Origin of the sequence: Endozoicomonas sp. ONNA2 (assembly GCF_024606365.1) — a bacterium.
GTDB lineage: Bacteria > Pseudomonadota > Gammaproteobacteria > Pseudomonadales > Endozoicomonadaceae > Endozoicomonas.
In genome coordinates this window covers 1-3,502 of record NZ_JAHHPO010000924.1, presented here as the reverse complement: position 1 = coordinate 3,502, position 3,502 = coordinate 1, and the positions used below count along the sequence as shown (strand labels likewise).

Annotated in this window: 3 protein-coding genes; all 3 read left to right on the top strand. The window is 51.7% G+C overall.

Translation table 11 applies throughout. The annotated features are described in order from the left end of the window. The coding region (locus KDK14_RS16415; RefSeq protein WP_257266255.1) for a S1C family serine protease at positions 1-650 on the top strand (650 nt) is incomplete at its 5' end. Positions 651-670: 20 nt separating this feature from the next. Next, entirely contained in the window at positions 671-1,000 is a 330-nt protein-coding gene (locus KDK14_RS16410; protein WP_257266254.1) for a hypothetical protein, read from the top strand. Continuing rightward, positions 985-3,399, top strand: coding sequence for a hypothetical protein (locus KDK14_RS16405; protein WP_257266253.1), 2,415 nt, complete (start codon positions 985-987; stop codon positions 3,397-3,399). The genes KDK14_RS16410 and KDK14_RS16405 overlap by 16 nt, the downstream gene beginning before the upstream one ends. The last annotated feature ends 103 nt before the right edge of the window (positions 3,400-3,502 follow it).

The following is a 3,502-nucleotide window of genomic DNA, read 5'->3' as shown; positions in this document are numbered from 1 at the left end:
TGCCCTATCTGGACCTGGTGGACTCTGGCAGCGCAGAAATCGGTGATGTGGTGCTGGCCATCGGTAACCCATTTGGACTGGGGCAGACAGTGACCATGGGCATCATCAGCGCCACCGGCCGTAATGACCTGCAGCTGAATACCTATGAAGACTTTATCCAGACCGATGCCGCCATCAATATCGGCAACTCCGGTGGTGCCCTGGTCAATGCCTATGGCGACCTGATTGGCATCAGCACGCTGTTATTTTCCCGCGGTGGTGGCAGTGAAGGGGTTGGTTTTGTGATTCCTTCCAATATGGCCCGCTTTGTTATGGATTCCATCATTAAATATGGCCGGGTGATTCGGGGCTGGCTGGGTATTGAATCCCAGCCACTGAGTTCGACACTGGCAGAAGCCTATGGTGTCAGCACAAAAGTCGGTATTTTGATCACCGGCGTTTATGAAAACGGCCCTGCCGACCAGGCGGGTTTGCAACGAGGAGACATCCTCACTGGCATCAATGGCCAGAGCACACGGGATGGGCGCAAGGTAATGAATATGGTGGCCCGTATTCCTCCTGGCCAACAGATGACCATGCAGGTGTTGCGTGATGGACAGCCAATCGAGTTGACAGCTCAGGCAGCCACCCGGCCGAAGATTGTTAACTGACGGTATTGCCCGGACCTTCCTTGTATCCTCAGACAGCCTCCCGGGAGGCTGAGCCTTGCAAAAAACATAAAACCACAACGTTTCTATCGGGCTTGCCCAAGCTGCGCCAAGCAAACATACAAGGCTCCCATTGCCGGATTGAACTTAATCAACCGAAAGTGAGTCTAATCCAGAGTCTGCGTAACCATGAACGGCTTCAGGGACTGCCCGATAATAACGCCCGCCTGGTCAACCCCCGTTACCAAAATAACGCAGAAGCAGCCATTGCGGCAGGCAGACTAATCCCGGACAGTCTCCTCACCGCCATCTCCGCAAGCCTATACAGGAGGGTATTATGGACACGCTGTTAAACCATTTGCAGTCCCTTGGTGTGGACAGCAGTACTGTTCTCGTCACTGGACTGGATGAGAACCCTGCCACATCCTGGGGTCGAAAAGTGACAGAGGCCAAGGTCTATACAACGGCCTGCTCAGGCGATTGGTATGAAAGTACTCACGCACTCTCTGATGCCGCTTACCATCCTGCACCAGTGGTTGCCAATTATTCCCCTGTGTTGTTCATGGGTAATCCCGTTAATAGTGAAAAGAACCGCCATTTATCGAGCCGGGATAAAATAACCGCCGTAATTTCTGCCTTTGGTCCACGGCATCCCTTCATGGGCAGTATGGCAATGCACTTTTTCGCTGACTCCATTTGTTGCAAGGAAGAGGAACTTTCTCCCCTCGCCAGCCATGCTACGAAATGCAATTATCTGTTTTCTGCATTTCTGGCTTATCAATATGCCGGGGAACTCGAAGCCGCCGAACGGATCCTGACCAAACTTGAGCAAATTGATACGAATTTTCTCGATCGTTATCTGAGAACTGTCGAGCTATATCAGGTGATTTCCAGACAATCACCCGCTGCCATGGATTATGAGCAAGTACAGGAACTCAGTCGGTTGGTCCAGGAGACTGAATTCTTTCCCGCCGCCTGGCTGCTGGTGAGACTGAGTTGTAATATGGACAAGCTACTGCTGGTTTCCCCCTTTCAGATTCCGCGCCTGCTGGTCCCGTTCCTGGACCGGCAGATTGAACTGAAGATATTGGGGCGAGCCTTTGCCCCGCAGCTGCTGGATGCCTTCACTATCCACATCACACTGACTGAAGAAGAGTTCAAAAGCTGTCTTGAAAAAATCACGCCAGTGGACTTGTTTATGCTGGATTTAGGCGGACTGCTAATGAATTTGGGGAAGAGGCGTGAGAATGTAACGCTTGACGAATATCCGCAAGGCTTCAGAACCATGCTCGCCCTGGACTGGAATGACATCGTTATTTCCCGAAGGAAAGGAGGCAGGAATGAACTCCGCACCCAACGCAGACAGTACACTTTTAAAAAGGTCAAGCAAGTGATGGAGGAATCAGGGAAGAAAATGGCAGGAACCAAAGCCTTATTAAATGATTTAACCGGTGACGTCTTCAGGGATGCAGGCAAGGACACCAGGAGAAGAAGAGCATATAAGCGCTGCACACAAAAACCCGAGGTAGAGGCCTCACCCTTTACAAGTGGACTCATAAAATTGACCCAGGGCCTGATGTATCTTTGTTCCACAGGTTTTGAAAGACATCCATCGTTTGCCGTGGTAAATCTGGTAAATGCTGTGAATGCAGGCTGGTCCCCACTGCTACTCAAGGATGCTGGTGATATTCACTTGGGTTATGGCCGGTTTGGAAAGGCCCTGGAAAAGTATCAAGATTTGCGCAGTTACTCCGGTTTGCCAGAGGCTCTCGAGCAAAGGCTGGATTCGTTAATTGAAATCTGTGAGCTGAATATACCTGGCTGCAACTTCACTGCAGGAAATGCAGGAAATGCAGAAAATGCAGAAAATGCAGAAAAAGACGCTGCAAGTGCGCCCGTTGTCGTCAAGGCTGGCAGGGTGAAACGGAGAAAAAACCGAAAGTCCCATCAGCATAGCAAGGTGGCAGCCAGCCAGACTGTAGCAGCCCCGAAACAGCAAAGCCCGATCACGGAGCAGGCACCGCAGACCGGGCAGGGCCTTTCACTGGCGTTGGCTAATGAACCTGTACGATCAGATTCTGCAGATAGCAAGAGTCCGGTTAAGCCCCCGGCGCTGACAAACCAGCGTTCGCCCGTTATAGCGCCGCAACCGTCTGCGAAGGTAACCACCACGGCACGACAGCTGTTTATACCAAGAAAAGGGTACTTCAGCGATAGCGATTTGATGGTTCAAAGGTTTATCCGGGAGATCAATACCCATCGGGAAAAAAGTAACCTTGTCGCAGAGAAGCGTTGTATTGAACAGTGGCTGAGGCAGGATCGGGTCTATGGGCGTATTTGCGAAGATGCGGCCTGGTTCTATCTGCGTCAGTGTATTTTTTCCATGCAGATGGACGCTGTCATCCTGGCCGGTGACAACCTGGAACCTGTCAAGAATCCACAACAGCAAATGCTGCACTTTGCCCTGGCGTGGCTATGTCGGGCCATGGCCTGTTACCTGGCACACCCCATAGAGAAGCCTGTCCTCAGCGCCAGGTTACAGGATATGCTGGTTCAGCTACACCATCAGAATCCTGAGCAAAAAAAGGACGCCGAGGCTTGCAAACGCCTGCGTTCCGGATGTTCCGGTTTCGGTCATGTGTTTTCTGAGCTGAGCGGGCGGACCGAGGGCAAGATGAGAAAAGCTTATGATGACAAGGGGCGTACGTTTTTTGCGTTAAAACGCATTGCTGATCCGCTGTATTACCCTTAAGGAGCTGTCCTGGAATAACTTCGACATTTCTACAGACGCTACCCGCCACCCGCTTCCCGAAAAGCTGGAACCACTTGTGCTTTTGCGGGCAGCGGGAAGCGGG

Excerpts from the sequence above, each read along its gene's own strand:
- KDK14_RS16405 (WP_257266253.1), top strand. The coding sequence starts at position 985 with ATGGACACGCTGTTAAACCATTTGCAGTCCCTTGGTGTGGACAGCAGT.